23 protein-coding genes and 1 tRNA gene are annotated in these 22,083 nt (G+C 71.8%); 13 read left to right on the forward strand and 11 right to left on the reverse strand.

Annotated features, from left to right (window positions below; translation table 11 throughout):
* Nucleotides 1-10: 10 nt before the first annotated feature.
* Complete coding sequence (locus DVK44_RS30075; protein WP_114663779.1) at nt 11-1,072, forward strand: sugar phosphate isomerase/epimerase family protein; 1,062 nt, start codon at nt 11-13, stop codon at nt 1,070-1,072.
* A gap of 222 nt (nt 1,073-1,294) precedes the next feature.
* Nucleotides 1,295-1,382: transfer RNA gene (locus DVK44_RS30080), tRNA-Leu, on the forward strand.
* Nucleotides 1,383-1,500: 118 nt separating this feature from the next.
* Here the strand turns inward: DVK44_RS30080 and DVK44_RS30085 are convergent.
* Complete coding sequence (locus tag DVK44_RS30085) at nt 1,501-2,328, reverse strand: SDR family oxidoreductase (protein WP_114663780.1); 828 nt, start codon at nt 2,326-2,328, stop codon at nt 1,501-1,503.
* Nucleotides 2,329-2,406: 78 nt separating this feature from the next.
* Here DVK44_RS30085 and DVK44_RS30090 point away from each other — a divergent pair, with 78 nt between their 5' ends.
* A complete protein-coding gene (locus tag DVK44_RS30090; protein WP_114663781.1) occupies nt 2,407-3,024 on the forward strand; it encodes a TetR/AcrR family transcriptional regulator in 618 nt (205 codons plus the stop codon).
* Between the two features lie 107 nt (nt 3,025-3,131).
* On the opposite strand, the gene DVK44_RS30095 is transcribed toward DVK44_RS30090, so the two are convergent.
* From DVK44_RS30095 to DVK44_RS30105, 3 genes are all read right to left on the reverse strand, one after another.
* A complete protein-coding gene (locus tag DVK44_RS30095) occupies nt 3,132-3,950 on the reverse strand; it encodes an SDR family NAD(P)-dependent oxidoreductase (protein WP_114663782.1) in 819 nt (272 codons plus the stop codon).
* A gap of 86 nt (nt 3,951-4,036) precedes the next feature.
* Nucleotides 4,037-4,702, reverse strand: a complete 666-nt coding sequence (locus DVK44_RS30100) for an SDR family NAD(P)-dependent oxidoreductase (protein ID WP_114663783.1) — start codon at nt 4,700-4,702, stop codon at nt 4,037-4,039.
* 47 nt (nt 4,703-4,749) lie between these two features.
* Nucleotides 4,750-5,301, reverse strand: a complete 552-nt coding sequence (locus DVK44_RS30105) for a MarR family winged helix-turn-helix transcriptional regulator (RefSeq protein WP_114663784.1) — start codon at nt 5,299-5,301, stop codon at nt 4,750-4,752.
* Between the two features lie 211 nt (nt 5,302-5,512).
* Between DVK44_RS30105 and DVK44_RS30110 the strand changes: the two genes are divergently transcribed.
* The 5 genes from DVK44_RS30110 (at nt 5,513) to DVK44_RS30130 (ending at nt 11,836) form a co-directional block, all read left to right on the forward strand.
* Complete coding sequence (locus DVK44_RS30110; protein WP_114663785.1) at nt 5,513-6,919, forward strand: ferredoxin reductase family protein; 1,407 nt, start codon at nt 5,513-5,515, stop codon at nt 6,917-6,919.
* Nucleotides 6,920-6,930: 11 nt separating this feature from the next.
* Nucleotides 6,931-7,380, forward strand: a complete 450-nt coding sequence (locus DVK44_RS30115) for an FMN-binding protein (protein WP_114663786.1) — start codon at nt 6,931-6,933, stop codon at nt 7,378-7,380.
* Between the two features lie 112 nt (nt 7,381-7,492).
* Nucleotides 7,493-8,245 (forward strand): FAD:protein FMN transferase, encoded by a 753-nt coding sequence (locus DVK44_RS30120; protein ID WP_114663787.1) that lies wholly within the window; start codon nt 7,493-7,495, stop codon nt 8,243-8,245.
* Nucleotides 8,246-8,331: 86 nt separating this feature from the next.
* Nucleotides 8,332-10,488, forward strand: a complete 2,157-nt coding sequence (locus DVK44_RS30125; protein ID WP_114663788.1) for an ATP-binding protein — start codon at nt 8,332-8,334, stop codon at nt 10,486-10,488.
* Nucleotides 10,489-10,633: 145 nt separating this feature from the next.
* Nucleotides 10,634-11,836 (forward strand): cytochrome P450, encoded by a 1,203-nt coding sequence (locus tag DVK44_RS30130; RefSeq protein WP_114663789.1) that lies wholly within the window; start codon nt 10,634-10,636, stop codon nt 11,834-11,836.
* A 39-nt stretch (nt 11,837-11,875) separates the two neighbouring features.
* Here the strand turns inward: DVK44_RS30130 and DVK44_RS30135 are convergent, their stop codons facing one another.
* From DVK44_RS30135 to DVK44_RS30145, 3 genes are all read right to left on the reverse strand, one after another.
* Nucleotides 11,876-12,691 (reverse strand): MIP/aquaporin family protein, encoded by an 816-nt coding sequence (locus DVK44_RS30135; RefSeq protein ID WP_114663790.1) that lies wholly within the window; start codon nt 12,689-12,691, stop codon nt 11,876-11,878.
* 169 nt (nt 12,692-12,860) lie between these two features.
* Complete coding sequence (locus DVK44_RS30140; protein ID WP_114663791.1) at nt 12,861-13,106, reverse strand: hypothetical protein; 246 nt, start codon at nt 13,104-13,106, stop codon at nt 12,861-12,863.
* Nucleotides 13,107-13,116: 10 nt separating this feature from the next.
* Nucleotides 13,117-14,319, reverse strand: coding sequence for an FAD-dependent monooxygenase (locus DVK44_RS30145; RefSeq protein ID WP_181957562.1), 1,203 nt, complete (start codon nt 14,317-14,319; stop codon nt 13,117-13,119).
* Between the two features lie 202 nt (nt 14,320-14,521).
* On the opposite strand from DVK44_RS30145, the gene DVK44_RS30150 reads away from it, so the two are divergent.
* A complete protein-coding gene (locus DVK44_RS30150) occupies nt 14,522-15,961 on the forward strand; it encodes a hypothetical protein (RefSeq protein WP_228447428.1) in 1,440 nt (479 codons plus the stop codon).
* 113 nt (nt 15,962-16,074) lie between these two features.
* On the opposite strand, the gene DVK44_RS30155 is transcribed toward DVK44_RS30150, so the two are convergent.
* Nucleotides 16,075-16,617 (reverse strand): PH domain-containing protein, encoded by a 543-nt coding sequence (locus DVK44_RS30155; protein WP_114663793.1) that lies wholly within the window; start codon nt 16,615-16,617, stop codon nt 16,075-16,077.
* A 157-nt stretch (nt 16,618-16,774) separates the two neighbouring features.
* Here DVK44_RS30155 and DVK44_RS30160 point away from each other — a divergent pair, with 157 nt between their 5' ends.
* The 3 genes from DVK44_RS30160 to DVK44_RS30170 all read left to right on the forward strand — a co-directional run bounded on the left by DVK44_RS30160 (nt 16,775) and on the right by DVK44_RS30170 (nt 19,708).
* Entirely contained in the window at nt 16,775-18,310 is a 1,536-nt protein-coding gene (locus DVK44_RS30160; protein WP_114663794.1) for an alkaline phosphatase, read from the forward strand.
* Between the two features lie 103 nt (nt 18,311-18,413).
* Nucleotides 18,414-18,983 carry a hypothetical protein gene (locus tag DVK44_RS30165; RefSeq protein WP_114663795.1) on the forward strand — a complete coding sequence of 190 codons (570 nt, stop codon included), beginning with the start codon at nt 18,414-18,416 and terminating at the stop codon, nt 18,981-18,983.
* A 95-nt stretch (nt 18,984-19,078) separates the two neighbouring features.
* Nucleotides 19,079-19,708, forward strand: a complete 630-nt coding sequence (locus DVK44_RS30170; protein ID WP_114663796.1) for a superoxide dismutase family protein — start codon at nt 19,079-19,081, stop codon at nt 19,706-19,708.
* A gap of 31 nt (nt 19,709-19,739) precedes the next feature.
* Here the strand turns inward: DVK44_RS30170 and ligD are convergent, their stop codons facing one another.
* From ligD to DVK44_RS30185, 3 genes are all read right to left on the reverse strand, one after another.
* Nucleotides 19,740-20,693, reverse strand: a complete 954-nt coding sequence (gene ligD / locus DVK44_RS30175; RefSeq protein WP_114665536.1) for a non-homologous end-joining DNA ligase — start codon at nt 20,691-20,693, stop codon at nt 19,740-19,742.
* A 35-nt stretch (nt 20,694-20,728) separates the two neighbouring features.
* Complete coding sequence (locus tag DVK44_RS30180; RefSeq protein ID WP_114663797.1) at nt 20,729-20,992, reverse strand: DUF6296 family protein; 264 nt, start codon at nt 20,990-20,992, stop codon at nt 20,729-20,731.
* A 148-nt stretch (nt 20,993-21,140) separates the two neighbouring features.
* On the reverse strand, nt 21,141-21,356 hold the full coding sequence (locus DVK44_RS30185) for an antitoxin (protein WP_114663798.1): 216 nt from the start codon (nt 21,354-21,356) through the stop codon (nt 21,141-21,143).
* Between the two features lie 126 nt (nt 21,357-21,482).
* On the opposite strand from DVK44_RS30185, the gene DVK44_RS30190 reads away from it, so the two are divergent.
* Nucleotides 21,483-22,055: a DinB family protein gene (locus DVK44_RS30190; protein ID WP_408055371.1), complete on the forward strand. Its 573-nt coding sequence runs from the start codon at nt 21,483-21,485 to the stop codon at nt 22,053-22,055.
* Nucleotides 22,056-22,083: the final 28 nt, after the last annotated feature.

The following is a 22,083-nucleotide window of genomic DNA, read 5'->3' on the forward strand; positions in this document are numbered from 1 at the left end:
GTTCCGTTTCATGAGCCGCAAGAAGTCAGCCGACCCCGAACTCGCGCACCGGCTCAGCAGGCGCGGCATGCTCGGCGTCGCCGCCGGGGCCTCCGCCGCCGCGGTCTTAGGCGCCTCGGCCGTGCCCGCCGCCGCCCACGGCCACGGCCACGCGCCGGTTCCGGGCAAGGGCCCCGGCCCGGCCAAGGGACAGCCCGTCCTCACCCCCGGACGGCTCGGTGTCCAGCTCTACTCCCTGCGCGACAAGGTCTCCACCCTCGGCTTCGCCAAGGTCTTCGACGAGCTGGAGCGCTTCGGCTACGACGAGATCGAGTTCGCGGGCTACACCCAGGGCACCGCCGGAGCGATCACCCTGCCCCAGCTCAAGCGGCTCGCCAAGGACCACGGCCTCAAGGCCATCGGCAGCCACGTCAACTACTACGACGACAACAACCCGAACGCCTACAGCTTCGCGCAGAACCTCACCAAGGTCCTGGACGACGCCCAGGCCCTCGGCCTCGAACACATCGGCACCGCCTCGGGCCCCTTCCGGTACGGATCGACCGTCGACGCCTGGAAGCGCGCCGCCGCCGACTTCAACGCGTACGGCGCGGCGGCCCGGCGGCGCGGCCTGAAGTTCTACCAGCACAACCACGCCGAGGAGTTCTCCTTCGCCACCGACAAGCCGAACGTCCGTCTCTACGACGTACTGCTCGCCGAGACCGACCCGAACCTCGTGTATCTGGAGATGGACATCTACTGGGCGTTCGCCGGCCAGTTCCGCTTCAGCCGGACCCCCGAGGGCCGCCCTGCCCCCTTCGACCCGCTGCGCTACGTACTGAAGCAGCCCCACCGCTACCCGCTCTTCCACGTCAAGGACGGCATAGCGGACATCGAGGCCCGCGACGGCTACCGGATGGTGGACGTCGGGGACGGCGACATCGACTACAAGAGCTTCATCTCGGCGGTGAACAAGACCCGCGACGGGCGCCGCGCCCACCACTGGCAGGTGGAGCACGACCAGCCGGTGGACTCCCTCGCCTTCGCCCGCAAGGCGGCGGCGCATCTGCACTCCCTGCGCGAGAAGTGCTGACCCGTACCCGCACCCGATGACGTACGACGGCGGCCCGCCGCGCGATTCACACCGCACGGCGGGCCGCCCTGCGACCCGATGCCCCGGCCCCGCCCTGGCGGACCGCCCCGTACCGCCCCCTCCGCCCCGCTCTGACCACCGGATATAGGGGTGAGACCCCCGGCGAACCCCTGGTATTGTTGACCTCGTCGCCGCAGCCACGAGGCAGCGGTTCGACCACTCGTCCGGGTGGCGGAATGGCAGACGCGCTAGCTTGAGGTGCTAGTGCCCTTTATCGGGCGTGGGGGTTCAAGTCCCCCCTCGGACACCAAGGTCATCCGACCAAATGAAGCCGGTCAAATCGACGCTATGTCGCTTTGACCGGCTTTGTTGTTGTGGTGGACGTGATCCGGCCCTCTGGGGGTTACGGGAGGGCCGGACGTCGGGGGTCAGCCGGCCGTCATGGGTGCGCGTGAGGCGGCGACGACGCCGCCGTCGGCTAGCAGGTCGGTGCCGGTGATGAAGCCGGCCTGCGGGTCGAGGAGGAAGGCGGCGGCGGACGCGATGTCGTCCGGTGTGCCCTGGCGCTTGGCCGCGGACATGGCGATCATGGCCCGTATCCTTTCGCCGCTCTCTCCGTCCAGTTCCTGCTGTCCCATCGGGGTGGAAATGGCGCCCGGGCTGATCGAGTTGATCCGCGCCTGCCGCTTGCCCCAGGCGGCGGCCGCCGCTTGGACGCGCAGCACGTTGGCCCGCTTGGCCAGGGTGTAGGCCGCGCCGGGGCCGCCGACCACGGCGGGGGCGAGGAACGGCAGGCCGAGCAGCTCTTGTGCCTCGGCGTGGGCCAGTGCCCGCTCCTGTTCGGCCGGAAGCGGGGACTGGAAGTGGCCGGCCATGCTGGCGATGACAACACCGGCGCCCCCGGGGGCGATGACCCGGCCGAATTCGTCGAGCACCAGAGCCACACCGAGCAGGTCCACCCGCAGAATCGCGTCCGTCGGCGCCTGCGCCGGGGACAGCCCGGCGGTGTGGGCGACGTGGGTGACCCGGCCGAGTGCGTCGGCCGTGTCGGCGAGCGCCCGCACCGAACCGTGGTCGGAGACGTCGACCCGCTCGGTGCTGACCTCGTGCCCCTCGCCGCGCAGCAGGTCGGCGGCGGCGCGGAGCGTGGTCTCGTTGAAGTCGGCGAGCAGGACCTTCCGGCCGCTGCCCACCCTGCGGGCGATCGCCTGCCCCATGCCGCCCACGCCGATGATGACCGCAATGTCCTTCTGCATCCGAAGCTCCTCGTGCCACATTTACGAGACGTTTCGTATTGTATTCATGGTGTGTCCGCCGTTGTCTATGCTCGGCGCATGTCCGGACTCCAGCGGGGGCGCCCTCGCAGTGCCCACGCGCATCAGGCGGTGCTGGCCGCGGCCGTGGAGCTGCTCACCTCCGGCGGCTATCAGCGGCTCACCATGGAGGCCATCGCGGCGAAAGCGGGGGTGGGCAAGCAGACCGTCTACCGGTGGTGGCCGTCGAAGGCCGCCATCGTCGCCGAGGCCGTCCTCTCCGGACACCTGGCCGCCGCCGCGAGCCCACTGGCGGAGACCGGGGATGTCGTGACCGACCTGCGCGACTGGCTGAGCGGACAGCTCGCGCGGCTGACCGACCCGAGCAGCACGGCCCTCCTGCGCGGGCTGACCGCGGCCGCCGCGGAGAGCGACGACGATGCGGCGAAGCTGTACGAGCGGTTCACCGGCCCGTTCCGGCAGTACGTGGTGCGGCGGCTGGCGATCGGTGTCCAGCAAGGCCAACTGCGGCCCGACGCCCGGCTGGACGCCGCGGCCGATTTTGTCATCGGAGCCCTGATCTACCGGACACTCACCCACGGCAACCTCTCGGGACAGGGCGGCGTGGACGACCTCATCGAGGTTCTCCTCGCCGGCCTGGGGCCGCGGCCGGGAACCACCGCGACGTCTCCGGGATGAGACACCGCAAGCCCACCCGTACCGAGCGGACAGGCCGTCCGGGCCGTGGGGCACGGTGCAGCACCAGCAGGGACAACTGGCCAAGCTCGTGGCCGAGTTGCCCGGTGTCAGGCGCCGGTGAGGGTGTGGGAGGTGTCCATGAGGCGCTGGGTGGTCGTGGGGTTGAGGGCGATCGGGGTGCGTTGTTCGAACCGGCCGGGCTTGCCCCAGTAGTGGGGTGACTGCCAGTCGTCGCGCCGGGTGGCTTCCACGACGTTGTGTGCGGAGGTTTCGGCGGAGTCGAAGAGGACCGGTCCGAGGACTCTGGCGCCGGCCCGCATGTACCAGGGGGCGATACGCAGGATGTCGGTCCTGACGGCGCCGGCGTTCACCACACCGGCGGCGAGGCCGGATTCGGTACGGGTGAGGTGGGCGGCGTAGTGGTGGTTGGCGAGCTGGATCGGCTTGCGGTCGTGGCCGAAGTCGAACGGGGCGAACTCGGGAAACCTGGCGAAGTCGGCGTCATCGGCCGGTGGGACCGCGGCGGTCATCATGACCACGACCGGCCGCCCGGCCCGGCGCAGGGCGGGCAGCAGGAGCTGGGTGAGGTGATAGCGGCTGAGGTAGTTGACCGCGAAGAACGGATGGAGCCCGTCGGCGGTGCGGCTCTCCTGGGCGGTGAACACCCCGGTGGAGTGCACGAGGGCGTCGATACGGTCGTACTGGTCCAGGACACGCTGGGCGGCGCCGCGGACGCCGTCGTGCGTGGACAGGTCGGCGGCAAGGAAGGCGGCCCGTTCGCGGGAGGTGCCGAACGAGGCGAGCGCGGCCTGCCCCTTGCGCGGGTCACGGCCCATCAGGACGAGCCGGTTGCCGTCGGCGAGGAGGTCTCGGGCGGCCTGGAGGCCGATGCCGCTGTTGCCGCCTGCGATGAGGATGGTCTTCATGGTGCTCCGGGGGAGAGGGCGGGCGGTCACCGGCCGGTGCGTGTGCGTGCGTGGACCGGTGGCCGCCTGTCGTCGGTGTGCTGGGGTCAGGCGCCGATGCAGTGCTCGGCCTGGTCGCGCTCGGTGTGGAGGGTCCAGTAGTCGAGGGCGATCTCGTCCGGCGCCCGATGGGGGACGCCTTCGGGGGCCTGGGTGCCGATCATGAGGTTGATGGCCACGTTGGACACGTGGATGCCTTCGTCGGCGAGGGTGTTGTGGAGGTTGACCGCCCAGTTCCGCTGTCCCGCCTGGGCGATGTTGGCGGTGGCGAGCATCGGGTACGGGTTGATGGCGCCGCCGCCGGTGGTGAACAGCAAGGTGCCCGAGCCGGCCTGGAGCATGCCGGGCAGTACGGTCTGTACGGCGGCGACCGCGCCGTAGAGGAGGCTGTCGATCTGCGGCCGCAGTGTGTCGAGGGTGACCTCCTTGGGCGAGGTCATGGACAGGCCCGCGTGCGGGGAGAACTCCAGGACGTCGATCCGGCCGAACCGCGCGATCGCGGCGTCGAGCGCGCCGGTGATCTGGACGGGGTCCGCGACATCGGCGGGGAAGCCTTTCGCGGTGATCCCCGCCACGGCGAGTTCGGTGACCAGGGTGTCGAGTGTGTCCTTGGTACGGGAGATCAGGGCGACGTCGAAGCCGTGGCCGCCGAAGACCTTGGCGATGGACAGGCCCAGGCCCGGACCGGCTCCGACGATGGCGATGGTGGGCATACGTACTCCTCGTGCGGGGGTGTGCAGGGGTGGCTGGAGGGCTCGGGTCAGTCCCGGTCGGCCGGATCCGGATCCGGATCCGGATCCGGTGAGGTGGAGCCGGGTGACGGCCAGTCGGTGGGGTGCGGCGCCTGGAGGGCGCCGAGGATGCGCCGGGAGGCCGCGCCGAGCTGACGCTGTTGTGCTTTGGTCAGCGGGTCGAAGATCAGGCGGCGTACCGCGTCGACATGGCCGGGAGCGGCGGCGACGACCTTGTCCATGCCGTCGTCGGTGAGGGTGGCCAGGGTGGAGCGGCCGTCGGAGGGGTCGGGGTGACGGCGTACCCAGCCGCGCTTCTCCAGGCGGATGACCACGTTGGACAGCCTGGAGAGTGTGGATCCGGCGTACTGGGCCAGCTCGCTCATCCGCAGGGTGCGCTCCGGCGCCATCGACAGCGCCGACATCACCACGTAGTCGAAGTGCGCGATGCCCGCGTCCCGCTGCATCCGCGCCTCCAGCGCGGCCGGCAGCTGGGTCAGGACATAGGCGAACGCGTACCAGTGCTGCTGTTCGTCGGCGTCGAGCCAGCGGGGCTCAGTGGGTTCCCGTGCGTCTTCCATGGAGCCAACATACTCCAAGCTTGGAGTGAAAAGCCAAGATGGTCACTCCAAGCTTGAAGTGAACTGGTGGTGGAAGTCGATTCAAGCCCGGAATATCGGCAAGAGCGGGCCGCGTTCCCGGGGGATCTCCCTCATGCCGGTCACAAGATCTTCAAAAGGTTCTCTCAGAGTGCGCTGCGACGCTGGCGGCCCACCGGCGAAGAGAGGCCCCATGAGCACCGCGACCCATGCGCGCAACGGTACGGACGGATCCGCGCGGCCGGGGCGGCGGCGTGTGCCGCTGCCGTCCTCCCGGCCGCGTTCACTCGTACCCATGGCGGCGCACGGTCTCATCTGGGGCGGGGCCGCCGGGGTGCTCGCTCTCTGGTGGGCGGACACGGAGGCGGTGGTGGGCGCGGCCGGGTGGCTGACGGACGCGGGGCGGATCACCGGGCTGCTGGCGGGGTACGCGTGTGCCGTGCTGGTGGCGCTGATGGCGCGTGTCCCGCTCCTCGACCACAGCATCGGCAGCGACCGGCTGGCGCGCTGGCACGCGATGGGCGGCCGGTACACGATCTCGCTGGTCGTCGCCCATGTCGTACTGATCATCTGGGGCTACTCGCTCACCACACACACCGGTGTGGTGGAGCAGACCACCACCTTCGTGCTCGACTATCCCGACATGCTCAAGGCCACCGCCGCCTTTCTGCTACTGCTCGGGACGGCCTTCGTGTCGGCGCGGGCCGCGCGCCGCAGACTGCGCTACGAGACCTGGCACTACCTGCACTTCGCCACGTATCTCGCGGTGTTCCTCGCCTTCTTCCACCAACTCAGCAACGGCGCCGACTTCGTGGGCAACGAAGCCGCCCAACTCGCTTGGTACGGGCTCTATCTGGGCGTCGCCGCGCTCATCATCTGGTACCGCTTCCTGGCGCCCGTACGGTACAACCTGCGCCACCGGCTGCGCGTCGCCGAGGTCGTGCCGGAGGCGCCGGGTGTCGTCTCCGTCCATCTGGCCGGCGAGCGTCTCGGTGAACTGGGCGCGCTGCCGGGGCAGTTCTTCCGCTGGCGGTTCCTCGCCCCCGGGCTCTGGGCGAGCGCCAACCCGTACTCGCTGTCCGCGCCGCCGCGGGACGGTCTGCTGCGTATCACCGTGAAGGACTCGGGCGACCACAGCGGCGCGCTCGCCCGGCTGAGGCCCGGCACCCGGGTCTGGGCGGAGGGGCCGTACGGCGCGTTCACCGGCGCCCGGCGCCGCTCCCCGAAGGTGCTGCTGCTGGCGGGCGGTGTCGGGATCACCCCGCTGCGGGCGCTGTTCGAGACACTGCCGGGCGAGGTGACCCTGATCCACCGGGCCCGGCGCGCCGAGGACCTGGCGCTGCGCGGGGAGCTGGACGCGATCGCCGCCGCGCGCGGCGCCACCGTCCACTACTTCCTCAGCGAATCCGCGGGCCGAGCCGCAGGCCAGGACGCGTTCGAGCCCCTGACCGCCGACGGGCTGAGCCGCCTCGTCCCCGGTCTCGCCGCCCACGAGGTCTATCTCTGCGGCCCGCGCGGGATGACGGACGCCGCGAAGCGGGCCCTGGCCGAGGCCGGGGTGCCGCGCCACCACATCCACCACGAGTCGTTCGAGTTCTGAGGAGAAGTCCCGTGCGCAGAGCCGTTCTCGCCGCCGCGTCGACCGCCACCCTGGTCGTCCTGCTGCTCGCCCTCAAGCCCCACGAGGCCACTCAACTGGCCGTCGGCGCACCGGCGTCGACACCGACACCGACATCGACACCGACCTCATCCTCGACGCCGAGCACCACCGCGTCCCCGGCCGCCTCCAGCGGTACGTACACCGGCGACGCCATCAGCACCCGGTACGGTACGGTCCAGCTCGCCATCACCGTCACCGACGGAGAGCTGACCGCCGTCAACGTCCTCCAAGTGCCCTCGGAAGGCCGTAGTCAGCAGATCGCCGCCGACGCGGTGCCCCGGCTGACCGCGGAGGCGCTGACCGCCCAGAGCGCCCGGATCGACGCGATCTCCGGCGCCAGCTACACCAGCCAGGGCTATATCGACTCCCTCCAGAGCGCATTGGACAAGACCGATGTCTGAGACCATGCACCGCCTCGCCCCCGCCCCCGCACGCACCCCCGGCCCCGCACACGCGCCCGCTCCCGCACACACGCCCGACCGTCCGCGCGGTCTGCGTCACGTCGAGCATGTGATGGGCACCGTCTTCTCCTTCGACATCCGTGACCAGCGCACCCCGGTCCTCCACGCGGCGCTGCGCGAGGCGGTCGTCCGGCTGCACCACGTCGACGAGGTGTTCTCCACGTACCGCCCCGACAGCGTCATCAGCCGCCTCGGGCGCGGCGAGCTGCGCCTTCAGCAGTGCCCCCAGGAGGTACGGGACGTCCTCGCCCTGTGCGCGAGCGCCGAGCGGACCACCGGCGGCTGGTTCAGCGACCGCGCGGGCGGCACCCTCGATCCGTCCGGGCTGGTCAAGGGGTGGGCCGTGGAACACGCCTCGCGGATCCTGGCCGAGGCCGGCGCCCGCAACACCTGCGTCAACGGCGGCGGCGACCTCCGGCTGACCGGCGAGCCGGCCCCCGGCACCCCCTGGCACATCGGTGTCGCCCACCCGCTGCGCCCCGGCGAGCTGTGCACGCTCGTCACCGGCCGCGACCTCGCGATCGCCACCTCCGGCACGGCCGAGCGCGGCGCCCACATCCTGGACCCGCGCCGCGGCACCCCCGCCGCCGGACCGGCGTCCGTCACCGTCGTCGGCCCCGGGCTCACCCTGACCGACGCCTACGCGACCGCCGCCTTCGCGATGGGGGAGCGGGCCCGGGACTGGCTGGAATCCCTGGACGGTTACGAGGGGTTCGCGGTCACCCGGGACGGCGGATCGTGGCGTACGAGCGGATTCCCCGAGGCGGCGGTGACCGCTCCGACCGCTCAGCGCGGCGGAACGTGACACTCCTTGACCGACTGCGACTAATACCAGCCGTTTCTCACCGTTTTCCGCTACAGGTATCGGCCAGGGTTCCCAACAGGGCCAGGATGTACCCCGTGGTGGGCTACCTTCCCGTCGTCACGACCAGTTTCGTCGGCCGAGAGACCGAACTGGACGCTGTCGAGCGGGCATTACAAGAGCACCGGCTGGTCACTCTCACGGGCGGCGGCGGCATCGGCAAGAGCCGTCTCGCGCTGCGCGCCGCCGACCGGGCGCGGGCCCGTTATCCGGACGGGGTCTGGTGGGCCGACCTGTCGCCCCTCCATGACGACCGGCTGCTCATCGCCACCGTCTGCGACGCCGTGGGCCTCCTGGACCACAGCGCGCGCCGGCCCGTGGAGGCGCTGGGCGAATGGCTGGCCGGGCGGCGCGCGCTGCTCGTCCTCGACTGCTGCGAACGGGTGATCGCCTCCTGCGCCGGCGTCGTGGCCGACCTCCTTGTCGCCGCGCCCGCCCTGACCGTCCTCGCCACCAGCAGACAGCCGCTCGGCATCGGCGGCGAACACCTCCTCGACGTGGGGCCGCTGCCCGCCGGCGGGGCCGGGCAGGAGGCCGTCCGGCTCTTCCGCGACCGGGCCGCCGCCGCCGCGCCCCACCTCGCCCTCGACACCCCGGCCGCCGCCGCGGCGGTCGCCGAGATCTGCCACCGCCTCGAAGGGATCCCGCTCGCCGTCGAACTGGCCTGCGCCCGGCTCCGCGAGAACGGCGTGGAGGAGATCGCCACCCGGCTGCGGGCCCCCGCCCCCGGATCAGCTCCCGGGTCCGCGCCCGGATCCGCCCCCACGCCCGCGCCAAGCTCGCCCGCCGCACCCCCGTCCCCGCTGCCCTCCCTCTCCCGCTCCACCGCCCGGCTCGACGTCCTCGCCGACGACTCCGTATGGCCCCAGCGCCACCGCGCCCTGCGTACCGCCATCGGCTGGAGCCACGAACTCTGCGCGCCCCTCGAACGGCTTCTGTGGGCACGCCTCTCGGTCTTCCCGGGCGCCGTGGACGTGGCCGACGCCCGGGCCGTCTGCGCCGGCGGCCCGCTCACCGGCCACGATGTCCCCGTACTCCTGGAGCGGCTCGCCGCGCAGTCCGTCCTCCAGCGCGACGGCGACCGCTACCGGATGCTCGACACCCTCCGCGAGTACGGCACGATGTGGCTCGGGGAACTCGGCGAGCGCGGCCTCCTCGCCGACCGCCACGCCGGCCACTTCGCCGAGACCGCCGCCCAGGCGCACACCGGCTGGCTCGGACCGCGCCAGGTCGACTGGTACCGCAGGATCGCCGACTGCCACGCCGACCTCTGCGCCGCCCTCGACCATCTGCTCGTCCGCGAACCCGAACGGGCCGTACGGATGGCCGGCCACACCGGGCTCTTCTGGAGCTGCTGCGGCCATCTGCACGAGGCCCGCACCTATCTGGAACGCGCGCTGAGCCGCACCTCCGCGCACGGCCCGGACCGTATCCGCGCGCTCTGGGCGCTCAGCATTACCCGTACCCTCCAGGGCGACCACGAGGACGCCCGAAGACTCGGCGAGGAGTGCAGCCTCGCCGCCTGGCGCGACCAGGACCCGGAGTCCGTGCTGTCCGCCGCCCACTCCGTCAGCTTCACCTATCTGATGATGGGCCGCCCCAAGTCCGCCCTCACGGTCGCGGACCGCGCCCTGCGCCATGTGACCGGCGACCCCGCCGACGCCCCGTCGCAGCTGCGGTGCCGGGTGATACGGCTCTTCGCGCTCTCCGCGCTCGGCCGGCTCGACGAGGCGTACGAGGACGCCGCCGCCCTCCAGCGGCTCAGCCTGGGCTACGGCGAGCACTGGGCCCGCGCCTACGCCGACCACCAACTCGCCCTGATAGAGCTGATGCGGGGCCGGCCGCGCGACGCCGAGAGGCATGCGCGCGCCATGCTCGCGGGCAAGTACCGGCTGCGCGACAGCCTCGGCATCGCGCTCGGCCTCGATCTGCTCGCCGGGGCCATCGCGGCCCGGGGCGACGGCGTGGCGGCCGCCCGTACCTCCGGTACGGGACACACGTACTGGCGCATGATCGGCCACCCGCACCGGGGCACCCCCGAACTGGGCGCCATCCGCGACGAGTGGGAGCGGCGGGCGCGCGAGGCGGCGGGTGATCCGGCGTACGAGAGCGCCTACCAGCTCGGTCTGGTGACGGACGCCGAGAGCGGCCTCGCCCTCGCGCTCCAGGGACACCTTCCGTCGTGACAGCGCCCGTTGTGACAGCGCCCGTCGCGGCACCCTCACCCGTACCACTCCCGCCGTACCGCTGACGCCACGCTCCCGGCCGCCGCCACCACCCCTCTGGCACCCCCTCTGGCCGCCGGGACGCGCCGCCGGATACGGTCCTGGCATGCCAGCTTTCGACCCCCGGTCGCCCGATTTCCTCGCCGACCCCTACCCCGCCTACGCCGAACTGCGGGCGCGGGGCCGGGCGCACTACTACGCGCCGAGCGACCAGTGGCTCGTCCCGCACCACGCGGATGTCTCCGCGCTGCTGCGCGACCGGCGCCTCGGCCGCTCGTACGGGCACCGGTTCACGCACGAGGAGTTCGGCAGGACCGCGCCGCCCGCCGGGCACGAGCCCTTCCACGAGCTGAACGACCACGGGATGCTGGAGCTGGAGCCGCCGGACCACACCCGGATCCGCCGGCTGGTCTCGAAGGCGTTCACACCGCGTACGGTCGAGCAGCTCCAGCCGTACGTACGGAAGCTCGCGGCCGAACTGGTGGGCCGGCTCGTCGACGAGGGCGGGGGCGATCTGCTGACCGCCGTCGCCGAACCGCTGCCCGTCGCCGTCATCGCCGAGATGCTCGGCGTCCCCGAGGAGGACCGCCCGCTGCTGCGGCCCTGGTCGGCGGCCATCTGCGCGATGTACGAGCTGAACCCGCCGGAGGAGACGGCCCGGCAGGCGGTCACCGCCTCGCTGGAGTTCTCCACGTATCTGCGCGGACTCATCACCGCCCGGCGCGAGAAACCCGGCACGGACCTGATCTCCGGACTGATCGCCGCCCACGACGAGGGCGGCCGGCTGACCGAGGCCGAGATGGTCGCCACCTGCGCCCTGCTGCTGAACGCCGGGCACGAGGCCACCGTCAACTCCACGGTCAACGGCTGGCACGCCCTCTTCCGGCACCCGGAGCAGCTCGCCGCCCTGCGCGCGGACCGGTCCCTGCTGCCCACGGCCGTCGAGGAGCTGATGCGCTACGACACACCGCTCCAGCTCTTCGAACGGTGGGTGCTCGATCCGGTGGAGATCGGCGGGACCACCATCCCGCGCGGCGCCGAGGTCGCGCTGCTCTTCGGCTCCGCCAACCACGATCCGGCGGTCTTCGCCGCGCCGGACACCCTGGACCTCGGCCGCCGCGACAATCCGCACATCTCCTTCAGCGCGGGGATCCACTACTGCATAGGCGCTCCGCTGGCCCGGATCGAACTCGCCGCGTCGATGGCCGCACTGCTCGACCAGGCCCCCGGTCTCGGCCCGGCCGCGGAACCGGTCCGCAAGCCGAACTTCGTGATCCGGGGGCTGGAGGAACTGCCTGTGGTGGTGTGAGTGCCTGTGGTGGTGTGAGCGAGGTGTGTGCCCCGCTCGCTACTTCACCGGCTCGGGGATCCGGCCGATCTCCTGCTCCCCGGCCGGCAGGTACTTGCCGATGAAGAACTTGTACAGCGCCGCGCCGAGCGGCCCGCCGATCAGCGGGCCCACGATCGGCACCCAGAAGTAGAGGTTGCCGTACTGGTCCCGCCATGCCCCGTGGTACCCGGTGATAAAGCTGGCCAGCCGGGGGCCGAAGTCGCGCGCCGGGTTGATGGCGTATCCGGCGTCGGTGCCCCACGCCATGCCGATCGCCACGATCAGCAGACCGATGAGCAGCGGCCCGAGGTTGGCTCCGGGCGGGCTGTTGAGCAGATCGGTGAGCGCGAAGAGGACCAGGACCAGGATGGCCGTACCGATGATCTGGTCCCGCAGCGCGCCCCACTCGCTCACCGGGAGTGTGCCGTTGCCGGGCAGTGTGGAGAACACGATCTGGGTCTTGTAGGTGTGTCCGGGGTCGGCCTTGGCCAGCACCTCCGTGTAGTTCCAGCGCACCAGCAGCGCCGCCACGAACGCGCCCGCCGTCTGCGCCAGTACGTACGGCAGCACCTTGCGCCACTCGAAACCGCGGAAGAGCGCGAACGACAGGGTCACCGCCGGGTTGATGTGGGCGCCGCTGAGCCGGGCGGCCACATACACACCGAGGGTGACCCCGAGCCCCCACGCCCAGGCGATGCTGTCGTGGTCGCCGAGCCCGCCGGCCACCACCTGGGCCACCACTCCGCAGCCGAAGAGGATGAGGATCATGGTCCCGGCGAACTCCGCGGACAGTTCGCCGATGAGACCGCCCCGTTTTCCTACGTGTTCTTTCATGGGTTCTCTGCCTTCCGCGATCCACGGGTCGAGTACGCCGAGTACGCCGGACGCGCCGCAACGCTGTGCGCCGTACTACCTCGGGATTCTGTTCCGGGTGGGGGGCTTCCGCGACGCGAAGGGGCCATAGGAGTGGTGGTACGGAGGGAATCCGGCCCGTCCGGGCGTGTCAGAGCCAGTGCCTGACGTGCCAGGTGTATTTGCCGCCGCCGACCCAGCGGACGGTGTCGAGATCGTCCAGATCGATATGGGTGAGCCCCGCGTGGAAGGCGATTCTCACCACGTCGTCCATCCCGTACGCCTTGCCGGCCGGCACACCGTGGATCTCCACGATCCGGTACGGCGGATCGTCCTCGATGACCCCCAGCACCAGCACCGGAACGCCCCGGAAGTGTGTGCTCTCGCTCTCTGTCATGCGTTCAGCCTTACCTCAGCCGGGAGTGCGCTGTCCTGGCGACCTTCGGGCCCAGCCAGCGCTTGAGCCGGCGCAGCGCGTCGAGCCGCTCGGCCGTCCGGTCCAGCCGGTAGTACAGCGCGGGCGGCAGATGCGGCAGCAGGGGGGAGTGGCGCTGGCCGAGCAGCGCGAACATCTGCTCGGGCGGCAGCTGGGTGTAGCGGGGCAGGTTCTCGTACCACTGGGCGCTGTAGCGGGCCGCGCTCTGCGTGGAGAGCAGCGCCGAGCGGCGCTCGCGCTCGTAGTGGGTGAGCGCGGTGCGCAGGGCCGGCTGCCCGCGCAGCGCGCCCGCCAGGGAGACGGCGTCCTCCAGGGCTAGGGTGGTGCCCGCGCCGATGGAGTAGTGCGTGGTGTGCGCGGCGTCGCCGAGCAGGACGAGATTGCCGTGCGACCAGGTCCGGTTGGTGACGGTACGGAAGGTCAGCCAGCGCGCGCTGCCGCCGGAGTCCGCCCGGCCGATCAGCGGGTGCCCGTCCAGCGGTTCGGCGAAGAGCTTCTCCAGCAGGGCCAGCCCGTCCGCCTCGTTGGCCTCGTCGAGCCCCAGCCCCGTCCAGGTCGCCGCGGAGCACTCGACGACACAGGTGCTGTGGTCGGGGCCGAACGGGTAGCCGTACGCCCAGATCCAGCCGTGCTCGGTCTCCACGAAGGCGAAGGTGAAGGCGGAGAAGACCTTGGTCGTGCCGAGCCAGATGTAGACATTGCGCCCGGTCACCGACTCCGTACCGAAGTGGCCGGCGTGGCGCTCGCGCAGCGCGCTGCCCGCCCCGTCGCAGGCGACGAGCAGATCGGCGTCCGGCGGCGCGTCGTCCGGGGCCAGCTCGCGCCCGAACTCCACGTGGACGCCGAGGGACTGGGCCCGTTCGGCGAGGATGTCCAGCAGTACGCGCCGGCCGATGCCGAACCCCTCGTCGCCGCGGTGTGTGGTCCGGTGGTCGCGGATGTGGGCGACCCCGTCGCTCCAGGAGACGGAGTTCTCCCGGACGGCGCGGGCGGACTCGGGATCGTGCTGGTGGAGCTTCTGGATCAGACCGCCCCAGTACGTCACACCCCAGCCGTAGGTCGAACCGGCCGGGTTGCGCTCATGGACGGTGATGTCGTGGGACGGGTTCTGCCGCTTCATCAGGATGGAGAAATACAGTCCGGCGGGCCCGCCGCCGACACAGGCGACCTTCACACGCACTCCCTGGAGTCACGAGTCACGCAAAGCGATGGTGGAGTGACCCAAGGTAGCGGAGGGGTGGGTGGCCGGATGTGACCCACGCGCGGGGGCGCGTAGAGGTGTTCGGCCGCCGGGGCCGGGTAAAGACTTGCTATATTGCGCAACTGTGCAATTGATTCGACACAAGCAACTCTCGTACGCCCCAAGGAGATTCCCGATGCCCGTCACCGCGGGGTCCCGGCCGCTGCCGGGGCCGAGGCTCAGGCCCAGGTCAAGGCCCAGTCCGGGGCCGGGAGCACGGCCGGTCCTGGCCCTGGCCGTCCTGCTGCTGGCCGTGGCCGCCGCGCTGCTGGCCCCCGCGTCCGCGTACGCGGCGAGCGGCACGGCGGAGGTGGCCGCGGCCCTCAAGAAGGGCCCCGTCTATGTCGATCCGCGGGTCGCGAGCGCGCTCCCGAAGGCCGACGCGGAGGCGCTCGCGAAGAGGATCGTGGACGCGGACAGGCCCGTGTTCGTCGCGGTGCTGCCGGAGGACGACGCGTTCCCCCGCGCCACCGTGATCGCGGACGTACGGTCGCTCACCGGTATCACCGGGGTGTACGCGGTCCGGCTCGGTGACGCCTTCAGCGCCGGGGCCGACCCGCGCGTGATGTCCCGCAACGCCGTCGACAACCTCCGGGGCGCGGCCCGGCGCGCCGCGCCCGACGACGCCACCGCCCAGCTGAACAGCTTTGTCGACCAGGCGCTCCAGCAGGCCACGGGCACCGCCCCCGCCTCCTGGTCCGGGGACGGCGCCGACGGCGACGGCGAGGGCTCCGGATCCACCGGACTGATCGTCCTGGGCGGTGTGGCGGTCGCGGGCGGAGCCGGCGCGTACGCCCTCCACCGCAAGCGGAAGCGGGAGCGCGAGGAGCGCGAGCGGGCCGAACTGGCCGCTCTGCGCGTGGTGGTGGACGAGGACATCACCTCCTTCGGCGAGGAGCTGGACCGCCTCGGCTTCACCCCGTCGGAGCGCGGCGCCACCGAAGAGATGCGCCAGGACTACGGGCAGGCGCTCGACGCGTACGAGAAGGCCAGGACGCAGGCCGAGGCCGCCGCCCGGCCCGACGACATCCGGCCGGCCGTCGAGACCCTGGAACAGGGCCGGTTCGCGCTGGCGACCCTGGCCGCCCGCCGGGCCGGCGAGGCGCTCCCGGAGCGCCGCGTCCCCTGCTTCTTCGACCCCCGGCACGGCCCCTCGGTCTCCGATGTGCCGTGGGCCCCGCCGGGCGGCGCCGAGCGGCCCGTGCCCGCCTGCGCCACGGACGCGGAGCTGGCCGCGCGGGGCGGGACGCCGCAGTCCCGGATGGTCGACACCCCGCAGGGCGCCCAGCCGTACTGGAACGCCGGTCCCGCCTACTCGCCCTGGGCGGGCGGCTACTTCGGGCTCGCCGCCGGTGCGGTGGGCGGTCTGCTCGTGGGCACGATGATCGGCTCCATGCTCAGCGCGCCGGCGGCCTTCGCGGACTCCGGCGCGGGCCTCGGCGAGAGCCTCCCCGAGGGCGGTGATGTCTCGGGCGCCGACTTCAACGCGGCCGACTTCGGTGGAGGGTTCGGCGGGTCCGGCGGCTTCGGCGGATCGGGCGACTCGGGCGGTGACTTCGGGGGCGGCGACTGGTGAGGTACGGACCGGGCGGCGCGTACGGCTGTGGCCGCGGCGCCGCCCGGTCGGGAGGCTGACGTCACGTCACTTCCGTACGGCCTGAACGGACTTCCGTCCTCCGCCGTCGCCGGTCAGTGCTGCGGCGGCGGCACCGGGCCGTCGAAACCGCCCCGCTGCTGGGCGTTCTGCTCGTCGCTCACGGCCCGGTAGATCAGATCCTTCAGGCCCTCCGGGTCCGGCACGTGCTTGAGGGTGAGCATCCCCTGCTCGGACGCGGACTGGATGAACAGCGTGCCCTCCCGCATGATCCGCTCCCACAGCGTGGCGCGGAACGAGACATCGTTGACCCGGATCAGCGGAATGCTGTGTCCGGTCTTCGTCAGAAACCCACTGCGCTTGTAGATGCGCTTCGTGGTCACGATGTACAGCGTGCCGCGCCACTTGAGCAGCGGTATCAGCCACAACCAGACGGAAGCGATCAAAGCCAGACCGAGGATGACATAGTCGGTATTGGTGGCCCAGTCCTCACCCGAAGGGGTGAGCCAGATGAGCACCGTCGCCACCACCCAGATCAGTGCCAGCAGCAGGAATTCGGTGACGATCTCGGTCCAGTGCTGGCGCGTGGCGTGCACCAGTTGTTCATCGGGCGCCAAATGGCGGTCTACGGAAACCATGCGGGAATCCTGGCACAGTGCGCGACCGGCCGAAACGGGTCGCCCGCCGGAGTGGTGTTCCCCCCGGGGCCACCGTGTGCTCGTGGGCCGTTCATTTACCGCTCCTAGGGTCGGGTGCCTGATCGAATACTCGATCCGGACGAGGAGACATACCGCTATGCGAGGCAGACCCGCTAAGGTCCTGACCGTTCTGGCCGTGACCGGCACCCTGGCCGCCGGGACCGCGGTGGCGGCCAACTCGGCCCCCCAGACCAGCGGTCGGGGCACCGAGATCCGCAATGTCATCTACCTGCTCGGCGACGGCATGGGCCGTACGCATGTCACGGCGGGCCGGGACCGTTTCTACGGCGCCGCCGGCAAGCTGAACATGGAGCGCCTGCCCTACACCGGCGCCGTCGCGACGTACGCGGTCGAGAAGGACAGCGACCAGCCCGCGCTGGTGACCGACTCGGCCAGCTCCGCCACCGCCTGGGCGTCCGGCGTCAAGACGTACAACGCGGCGATCGGCGTGGACTCGTACGAGAAGCGCGTCGTCACGATGATGGAGCAGGCGAAGGCGGCCGGCTTTGCCACCGGCAACGTCTCCACCGCCGAGATCACGGACGCCACCCCGGCGGCGCAGTTCAGCCACGCGCTGCTGCGCGGCTGCCAGGGCCCCGTCTACTCGGACGCGGCCTGCCTGCCGAAGAAGGCCGACGGCTCCTACGAGACGCCGCCCAAGGACAAGACGCTGATCACCCCGATCGCGCAGCAGATCGCCCGCAACGGCACGGCCGATGTCATCCTCGGCGGCGGCCTCGCCCGCTTCCAGCCGGACGACCAGAAGGCGCTGAAGGCCCAGGGCTACGAGGTGCTCGGCAGCTTCGGCGACCCGAAGCTCCCCACGCAGACGGCCGACAGCCAGCGCGTCGCGACCAAGGCCGAGCTGGACAAGACCCGCGGAAGGAAGGTCATCGGCCTCTTCAACCGCGGCAACCTGACGGTCGAGCGGGCGAAGGCGGGCCTGCCGGCCGGCGCCCCGCAGAAGCAGGAGCCCACGCTCGCGGAGATGACCCGCAAGTCGATCTCCCTGCTCGGTGACGCGCAGAAGAGCGCCGGCAAGAAGGCCAAGGGCTTCTTCCTCCAGGTCGAGGGCGCCCAGATCGACAAGCGCTCGCACGCCAACGACGCGGCGCAGACGCTCGACGAGATCAAGGCGTTCGACGACGCCGTGAAGGCCGCGTACGACTTCGCGAAGAAGGACGGCCACACCCTGGTCGTCGTCACGGCGGACCACGAGTGCGCCGGATTCAACATCATCGAGAAGGGCAGCTACGTCAACGCGGAGGCGGCGACGCCGCCCGGCAACGTCGACTCCGGCAACACGGCGAACAACAGCACCCCGTCCCGCACCGCCTCGGGCGCCAAGGACCCGGCCCGCTCCAGCGGCATCGTCAACGGCTCCGGCGCGGACGACGCGAAGAACTTCGGCCCGGCCACCTTCCGCACCCCGGACGACCCGAAGAGCGTCAAGGACGGCAGCGCGGACGCCAGCCTCTGGCTGACGTACCTCTCCGGCAACCACACCGGCGCCGACGTCCCGATCTACGCGTACGGCCCGAACGGCAGCGCCTTCGCGGCCAGCCAGAACAACACCGAGCTGTACGGCAAGCTGTACCGCTCGCTCTTCGGCAAGGCGCCGGCGAAGCACTGACGACACCGCCGGATCCCGGCAGGGAGTCCGGCACACGGAATCCGGAGGGAGGGCGGGGGCGAATACCCCGTCCTCCCTCCGCCACACCGGGAGTGATCCACCGATGAGACACCTCACCCGCGTCACCCGCCGCGGTACGGCGGTCGCGCTGGCCGTGTCCGCGCTCGTCGTCCTGGCCGCCGGCTGCGACAGCGGCGGCGAACCGGCCGCGGCGAAGGCGGCGCCGGAACCGGCGGCGTCCGCGTCCGCGGTGGCGCTGCCCGCGCCGCGCTCCGCGCCCGGGCCCGCCGCCACCCTGACCCCGGCCGCCCGCGCGGGCGAGGTCCGCGTCGAGCCGGGGCCCTTCACCGACCGGGTGACGATCACCGGACTCAAGCTGACGGGCGCCTCCTCGGCCGCTCCCGCCGTCACCGGCAGGCTGAGGATCACCACCGATGTCAGCCATGTCCTCGCGCTGGAGCTGCGCGCGGCGTACTACGACGGTGCCGGACGGCTGCTGGGCACCGGGGAGTTCACGTACCAGGAGGAGGGCGAGGACGCCCACGGGCACGAGGTGCACGCGGAGGGCTCCGAGGCGGCCACCGGCGGTATCGCGTTCACCGTCCCCGCGAAGAAGCTCACGGGCACGCCGGCCGCCGCGGTGCTCTCCGTACCCGTGCTGGTGAACGAGTAGCACATCCTTTGGCGGCCCTTCTTCGTTGGTCCCGTGATCCCGGTGCCTGATCCCCGGCGCCGTCGGATCTCCGGATCTGTCGAAGGAGACCGCTCATGAGGACCTGTTCCAAGGCCGCCGCCGCCACGACGGCCGTCGCGGCCGTGACCGCTGCGCTGCTGGCGCTGCCGTCCGCGGGGGCGTCCGCGCACGGCGGCGCCGGCTGGGGAGGGGGCGGTGTACGGGCGGAGGGCCGCTTCGTAACGCCGTCCGGCACCCCCCTCGGCGACGCGCTCACGTACGAGACCGCGCTCGTGCCCGTGGGCGCCCGAATCTCCGTCGCCGAACATGTCACGGCGGGCGCGCGGGGCCCGGTCACCGCGGTCGTGCTGCGGGTGTCGGGGCTGCTCCCGGACCGGGTGTACGGCGCTCATGTGCACGCCGAGCCGTGCGGCGCGACCCCGGACGCGGCGGGCCCGCACTACCAGAACGTCCCGGACCCGCGTCAGCCGTCCACCGACCCCGCGTACGCGAACGCCGAGAACGAGGTCTGGCTGGATCTCACCACCGACGCGCGCGGCACCGGCCGCGCCGTCTCCCGCCACGACTGGCGCTTCCGGCCGGGCGCGGCGAACGCCGTCGTCCTCCATGAACACGGCACGGCGACGGACCCGGGCGACGCGGGCACGGCGGGGGGCCGGGCCGCCTGTCTGACCGTGCCCTTCGACGGCGGCACCGGCCGGTAGGCGGCGGGTACGGGAACGGCTGGGGCGGGGCTCAGATGGCCGACTCCCGTACCACGTCGGCCGGTTGCTTGTCGTCGCGCAGCCCGAGGAACCGGGGGTGGCGCAGCATCCCGTCCCGGGTCCACTCGGTGAACGCGACCGCGGCGACCAGCCGGGGGCGCGCCCAGCGCGGGGCCGGCTCGGTGACCGGATCGGCGAACGGCGAGCGGTCCAGCGCCAGTTCGTCGAGCCGGCGGCGCAGCCCGAGGAGCGTCTCGCGGTCGAAGCCGGTGCCGGCCTTGCCCGCGTACCGGAGCCGCTCGCCCTCGTAGTAGCCGAGCAGCAGCGAGCCGAAGCCGACGCGCGCGCCCGACGGTTCCGTACAGCCGCCGACCACGAACTCCTGGCTGCGCACGCACTTGAGCTTCCGCCAGTCGCGGGACCGCCCGGGGACATAGCGGCCCGCAGCCCGCTTGGCGATCAGTCCCTCCCAGCCGCGGGCGCACGCCTGCTCCAGCAGCTCCCGGCCACCGCCGGCGCTGTCGCTGTCGCTCTCGTGGTCGGGGAGGAAGGCCAGCAGGGGCGCGTGGTAGGTCAGCGCCCGGTGGAGCATCGCCTTGCGGGAGCGCAGCGGCAGCGCGGTGACCTCGGCGCCGTCGAGCCGCAGCAGATCGAAGAGACAGTAGGTGACGGCCACCTCGCTGGTGAGCACCTGGCGGGGGTCGGTGAGCCCCATCCGCCGCTGAAGCCGGCCGAAGTCCGTACGGCCGCGGTGGTCGTACGCGACGATCTCGCCGTCCACGGTGAAATCGGCGGACTCCTGCGCGGCGAGCGCCGCCACGATCTCGGGGTAGGTGGCATTGAGGCGCCGGCCGGTGCGCGACAGCAGGCGTACGCCGCGTTCGTCGCGTACCGCGAGCACCCGGATACCGTCGAGCTTCCGCTCGAAGATCCAGCCGTCGTCCGCCGTGCCGAACTCCCGCGGGTCGCTCAGCGTGGCCAGCATCGGCCGGGACGCCAGCTCCGCGCCGGAGCGCTCCGTCACGCGGGGCGCGCCTCGACCGACGCGGTGGGGTCCTGATGCCCGCCGCTGGCGATCATCCGCACCTCGTCCCGGTCGCTGATCTCCGCGAGCACGATGCCGGTGTCGTCCTCGTACAGTGGGTGGCCGCCGGGGCCCGTGCGGTCCGTGCGGTGCACGGCGACGACATCCACCCCGTCGTCCGGGGCGCCGGGGACGTCCGGGACGGCGGTCGGCGCGCCGCGGTGGGAGAAGACCAGCTCGTACCGGTCGGACCTGCCCATATCGCCTCCTGGCCCTGACGGGGACGCCGTACATGCCGGACATACATTCTAATGTCTCGGGCCGACGCGTGCCGCTTTCGCCGTTTCAGGGGGGAGGGGGCTGTCCAGGGCTGTGAGGACAGCCCTGGATCGAGGACCGCTGCGGCTGCTAGCTGTCCTTCGCGTCCTTCTCGTCCTTGTCGTCCAGGCCGCCGAGGAAGTCCTTCGCCTTCTCGACACCGGTGTCGAGCTTGTCGCTGTACTTGCCGTCGGTCTTGTCGTCGATCACCGAGGCGACCTTCTCCAGTCCCTGGCCGATCACCTCGCCGTGCTCGCTCGCAAGGTCGGTCGCCTTGTCCTTGAGGTCCTTCAGACGGTCAAACATGAATTGCCCACTCCTCCGCTGCGATCGGGGCCACCACCGACAGCGATCGTCGGCCCAGCCCCGAATGATACCGAGCTGCCGGGAAATTCGGTTTCCGGCCGGATGACGATCTGCCAGGGTCGGCCGGTGACCCCATCCACCGCATCCACCGCATCCACCGCATCCACCGCATCCACTTCATCCCGAAGAGATCTGCTGCGCGGCCAATTCGACCTGACCTGGGCGCTGTTCGAGTACCACCTGGAACGGCTGGAGCCCGCGGACGTCCTGTGGGAGCCCGCGCCCCACTGCTGGACGGTACGCCAGGACGCCACCGGCGCCTGGGCACCGGACTGGGCGGAGGAGGAGCCCGATCCCGTGCCGGTGCCGACCATCGCCTGGCTGACCTGGCACATCGGCTGGTGGTGGAGCACCGCCGCCGACCACGCGCGCGGGCGCGCGCCCCGGGACCGTACGGACATCACCTGGCCGGGGGACGGGGCGTCCGCCGTGGCGTGGCTGCGAGGGCTGCGCGACGACTGGACGGCCGTGCTGGACGGTCTCACCGACGCCGGTCTCGACGCCGTCGCCCCCTTCCCGTGGCCGCGCGAGGCGGGCCGTACGGTCGCCGACATGGCGGGCTGGGTGAACGCCGAGCTGATGAAGAACGTCGCCGAGATCGGCCAGCTCCGGCTGCTGCGCGCGGCCCGTCAGGAATGACCCGCCGATGACCCGCCGCGGATGACGG

The sequence above is a fragment of the Streptomyces paludis genome, assembly GCF_003344965.1.
GTDB lineage: Bacteria > Actinomycetota > Actinomycetes > Streptomycetales > Streptomycetaceae > Streptomyces > Streptomyces paludis.